Below are 5,438 nucleotides of genomic sequence, written 5' to 3'. Positions count from 1 at the left end.
TATTAATTTGTAAAAAATATTTTCTTAATAAAAAAAAATATTTTCTTAATAAAAAAAATAGTTTCTTAATAAAAATGTTTTGTTACTATAAATTTTATAAATAATATTCTTAAAATTGTTTGTAAAATTTATTTAGATAATAAAGGCAGGCATATGAATGAGTTAGCACCGCACCAAGCTCAGTTATCTCTTTGGCGAGTTATTATCATCGGGATAGCTTACATGACTCCCATGACTGTTTTTGACACATTTGGTATCGTATCAGGTGTAACGAATGGTCGTGTTCCTATGGCTTATTTATTGGCATTGGGTGCCATCATGTTGACTGCTTTTAGTTACAGTCGACTCGCTGTTATTTTTCCTAAATCAGGCTCTGCTTATAGTTATACCAATCAAGTTTGCGGTAAAATTAGTGGTTTTATTGTCGGGTGGGGAACCCTGCTTGATTATCTTTTATTGCCAATGATTAATAGTTTACTTTCAGGAATTTATCTCAAAGCTTTATTCCCTGGTATTCCCGCGTGGATGTTAATCATTCTTTATACGGCATTAGTTACGTTTATTAATTGTCGAAATATTAAATTTCTTGCCAATCTTAATGCCTTGTTCGTTGGTATTCCTCTAATTTTGATGGTTTATTTCATCTATTTGGTTATCCATGCTTTGGTCTTTAAATATGATGTATCGCATGTAATGACGTTAAAACCTTTATTGAATGGGGATAATTCTTTCATTCCCTTGGTAAGTGGTGCTGCTATTTTATGTTTTTCTTTTTTGGGATTTGATGCTGTAACCACGCTTGCAAATGAAACTTTTGATGCCAGAAAAAATATACCGCGGGCGATTATTGCTACGGTTTTAACGGGTGGTATTATCTTTTTTGTATCGGCATGGTTTATCCAGCTTTACTATCCGAATAATAGCCTTTTCAAAGATCCTATTGAGGCAATGCCTGAAATTGTTTTGTACGTGGGGGGAAAATTGTTCCAATCGATCTTTTTATTAGCTATCTTGATTAATACTTTCGCTTCGGCTCTGGCATCGCATGCCAGTGCAGCACGCTTAATTTATATTATGGGTATTGATGGGGTTATTCCAGGAAAAAAATTGCAATATATTCATCCTCACTATCGCTCTCCTATCGTTTGTGTGCTGTTGGTGGGAATTCTTTCTTTAAATGCTATTTTCTTTCGGTTAGATACAGCCGTCTCATTAATTAGTTTTGGTGCGATGGTCGCTTTTAGTGCGGTTAACATTTCTGTGTTTATATGGTTTGTATGTTATAAAAAAGAGTTTTCAACGCTTAAACAAATTTTAAAAAATATTATCTGCCCTTCTTTGGGAATGTTCTCAGTAATTGTGATGTGGTCTAATTTAAAAGAAGACGCACTTTTATTGGGAGGCTTTTGGACCGCTTTAGGAATAACCTATATTTTATACTGTAAAGTTCGTAAACGGCCTTTATTTAAAAGGCATGATTTGTCGTTAACGTCTGGAACAGATATTCATGTAGCTAAATCAACATTATAAGTGTGGTCGGATGAAAATGATGAATACAGAACAAAAACTTGAAAAACCTATTTTAACAGAAGATGTTATCTTTAGAAAAACGGATGAAAGTCCTAAACAGGAAGAATGGAATTGGGTTGATTCGCGACAAGTACAAGATGAGGATGTATTAGCTAGACCCGCCAATTATTATGAGGCGACTTTATCCCCATGGAAAACATTTCCAGCCTTAGAACATGATTGTGAATGTGATGTGGTAGTAATTGGTGGCGGATTGCTTGGGGCTTCTACGGCTTTACATTTGTCAGAATCTGGTGTTGAAACAATCCTTCTTGAAAAAAATAAGGTGGGGTCAGCTGCTTCGGGAAGAAATGGCGGACAATTGACGCCTGGATTGGCACGATGGGAAGCAGAATCTATTATTGAGAATTTCGATTATGACGAAGCTTGTCGTTTGTGGAAATTTACATCCATTGAATCGTTTGATCTTATTCAAGAAATAACAGAACGTTATGCCTTGGATTTGGATATGCGTCGTGGGCATTTAACCGCGGCGATTCATCCTGGTCATATCAATGCTTTGACGGTTGGGGCAGATGCACGTCGATATTTAGGTGACGATAGTGTTCGCATTTTAGGGCCTTATGAAATTCGTGATCATATCAATTCAGAACTTTATTATGGTGGTGCTTTGGATAAGATTGGAGGGCAAATTCATTCTTTAGGTTTAACGCGTGGTTTGATTTATGGATTTGTTAAAAATGGTGGGCATGTTTATGAGGATAGTGAAGTTCTAAAAATAGAAACTGTATCAGAAGGGGTATCTATTGAAACGGCACAGGGTAAAATTCTTGCAAAAAAAGGCGTGGTATTAGCCGTTCACCAAACGACCTTTCAATTATTATCAGATGTTAATTCAACCATTCCTTTTTATACTTATGTTGGTGTTACCAATCCGGTTGAGGGGGGGAGTAAAACATTACTTCCGACACAAATGGCTGTTTATGATACGCAGCTACAAATAGATTATTATCGCCCGGTCCGTAAAGAGCGTATCTTATTTGGAGGGCAAGGAACAGGAATGCGATGGAATTCTGATAAAGTTGTTGATTATTTAATGTCACGAATTAAGACTATTTTTCCTCAACGTGATGATATTCATTTAGAATTAGCGTGGAGTGGAACAACTGATTTAACCCTAAATGGGGCGGTAGATTGTCGTAAATTAGGAGAAAAAGCGCCTATTTATGCGGTTCACGGATGGAGTGGTCATGGGATTGCCCAAACGGTCCGTATAGGCAAAGCGATACGAGATGATTTCCTAAAATTAAATGATGATTTTGAAATGCTGGCCTCTATCGAGCACCGTTCAATTTTAATGGGGAGACAACTTGCACCTGTTGCAATTCCTTTAGCCAAGTCGCTGTTGGGACTTGGAAATAAAATTACACCCGGTAAAATGATTTCTTTCTGATAAAATTGCTCGTCATTATTATTTATTTATTGAATTTTGACGAGCTTTTTATAAAAGAAATAGAAATATTATTTTTTAAAAATAGGTTTGAGTTTCACGATAAAATCCCAGCACATAATTAAAGCGCCTATAGAAAAGAAAATATCCCCGATTATACGTAACCATTGCCAAAATGTTTTGGTATCATAAAAGCTTAAGCTTCTGGCGTAAGTTAATCCGTGTTCGTAAACAGCGTTGAGTTGGGGCCAGCCGACAGGGAAAAAGGTTAATGTAGTCCATAGGACAAGTGTGATATTATAGAGGAATAAGGCAATATATCCCCATTTTTCTATAAATGGATATTTGTCACTAGCAATATATCTTAAACAGAAATAAATCATTCCCAGTCCCAAAAGACCAAAGGCTCCAAAAAGAGAGGTGTGGGCATGATTCAAGGTTAAAAACGTCCCATGTTCATAATAATTAACAAGTGGTGCATTCAATACACCCCCACCAAAGACACCCGCACCGATAAAATTCCATACTGCAGCAGCAATAATATACATATATCCCAATTTATACTGGAAAGTCTGATGGGCTGTAATGATTTTATATTCGTCAATAGATTCGATAACCAATAGAATTAGGGGTAAAACCTCGATAAATGAGAACATGCTTCCCATGGGGATCCAAATGGATGGTTCACCGGCCCAATACATATGGTGCCCTGTGCCAATGACCCCACCAATAAAGATCAGGATAAGTTCAAAATAAACTGTCCGCTCAGCAAAACAACGGGAAATCAATCCTATCCCCATCAAAAGATAGGCGGTAACACATGCCGTGAAGAATTCAAATGATTCCTCAACCCAAAGATGAACGACCCACCATCTCCAGAAGTCGTCCATGGTATAGGACTTGCCTATTTCAAACATGGGTATCATGCCAAATACGTATAAAATGGCAATATTTAGAGTCGATAACCAGAATAAATGTTCAAGACGTATATTTCCAATACGGAATGATTTAAAGGCTCTTTGCCAGTGACGTTTATCGGGCCAGAAGGAGCGGAATACTAAATAACTCCAAAACAAAAGAGCGGCAAAAAAAGCATATTGCCAACCTCTGCCTAATTCCAGATAGGAATTGCCCTGGTTGCCGAACCAAAACCATAAATGAGGCAGGTAACCCATGATGCCCAGATAGTTGCCAATGACAATACCCGCAATAACAATCACTGATGCATAAAATAAAAGATCAACAAGTATATTCTGATATTTTGCTTCCTTTCCACTGATAATTGGCCCTAAAAACAGAGCTGAACCAATCCAGGAAAATGCAATCCATACAATCGGGGTTTGCAAATGAATACTTCGTAGAAAATTAAAAGGTAAATATTTTCCTATTTCAAATCCGTAAAAACTTGTCCGTTCAGAATAGTAATGGGCCATTAATCCACCCATTAGAAGCTGGACGAGGAAAATAGCGGCAACAAATAAAAAATATTTACCGATTTTTTTCTGGCTTGGGGTCAGATTCTTAAATCCGTCGATAACCTGGTCCATCGCCTCCCTATCTTCACCAGATAGCCAGATACGATTGATCATGATCACGGCACCAAAGCCTGCAAAGGCAAAACAGAACCCAGCCCATGTCCAGGTAAAGGTTTGGCTGGTAGGTTGGTTTCCTGCAATGGGTTCATAAGGCCAATTTTGTGTCCAGGATATGGTGCTGTTGGGGCGATGGCCTACGGATGTGAGGGCGGTATAGATAATAAATTCAGAAGTGCTTTTGGCATCCGCCTGATTTAATGCATGAGCCCGCGAGTAACCGGCCTTGAAATTATCCTGTACTAATTCTTGAGATAAATTTTTTCTGACATCGACGATTGCCTGACTAAACGCAGTAGGAAAACGTAAAGATTTCTGTGTAAGATCAACGTTATGTAACATTATTTGCATTTTCCTTTGAATAAGGAATTGTTGATCTGAAGTTAATAAATGAAAAGACTGATGAAATTTTTCTCGGGCTAGATATTCTCGAGTTGCTTTGGCAAGATCCACGAGAGTTTTGGCAGTATAATCGGGTCCAAACATGGATCCCATACCGTATAATCCACCGTAATCAATCAGATCGGCTTTTTGAAAACCCTGTTTTCCAAGAAAAATATCTTTGTCTGTGAATAAAACCTGATCTTGTGATGAAATGAATTGAACTGGAATAGGTGGGCTTTGCTGATAGGTGAATAATGTTGCCCATCCCATAAATAAAAAACATAGAAAGGCTGAAATTAAAAGTAGCCATTTCAATTTTCTGTTAACAGGGTTCCTGTTAAGCTTTGTAAGTATTTCTGATGTTAGAGTACTGATAACACCATCTTGATAATTACTTTTCATAGACTTATCGATTCAGTATTTTTAAATATATTTATTTGAAATAAAAGGATTCTTAATATTTAAGCAAAAGATTTATTTCA

The 5,438-nt window shown here is 37.1% G+C and carries 3 protein-coding genes; 2 read left to right on the top strand and 1 reads right to left on the bottom strand.

All coding sequences use genetic code 11. The features are described 5' to 3' along the window. Positions 1–153 precede the first annotated feature (153 nt). Positions 154–1,530, top strand: a complete 1,377-nt coding sequence (locus U0839_RS08350; RefSeq protein ID WP_155564897.1) for an APC family permease — start codon at positions 154–156, stop codon at positions 1,528–1,530. A 16-nt stretch (positions 1,531–1,546) separates the two neighbouring features. Next, positions 1,547–2,983: an NAD(P)/FAD-dependent oxidoreductase gene (locus U0839_RS08345; RefSeq protein ID WP_230882720.1), complete on the top strand. Its 1,437-nt coding sequence runs from the start codon at positions 1,547–1,549 to the stop codon at positions 2,981–2,983. Between the two features lie 68 nt (positions 2,984–3,051). Here the strand turns inward: U0839_RS08345 and U0839_RS08340 are convergent, their stop codons facing one another. After that, positions 3,052–5,358 (bottom strand): nitric-oxide reductase large subunit, encoded by a 2,307-nt coding sequence (locus U0839_RS08340; protein ID WP_155564898.1) that lies wholly within the window; start codon positions 5,356–5,358, stop codon positions 3,052–3,054. Between the last annotated feature and the right edge of the window lie 80 nt (positions 5,359–5,438).

This window comes from Commensalibacter sp. A3DC (assembly GCF_047307945.1).
GTDB classification, from domain to species: Bacteria; Pseudomonadota; Alphaproteobacteria; order Acetobacterales; family Acetobacteraceae; genus Commensalibacter; species Commensalibacter melissae.
Note: the sequence above shows the minus strand (reverse complement) of the source record. Positions and strands in the feature narration are given on the sequence as shown.

Excerpts from the sequence above, each read along its gene's own strand:
- U0839_RS08350 (WP_155564897.1), top strand. The coding sequence starts at position 154 with ATGAATGAGTTAGCACCGCACCAAGCTCAGTTATCTCTTTGGCGAGTT.
- U0839_RS08345 (WP_230882720.1), top strand. The coding sequence starts at position 1,547 with ATGATGAATACAGAACAAAAACTTGAAAAACCTATTTTAACAGAAGAT.
- U0839_RS08340 (WP_155564898.1), bottom strand. The coding sequence starts at position 5,358 with ATGAAAAGTAATTATCAAGATGGTGTTATCAGTACTCTAACATCAGAA.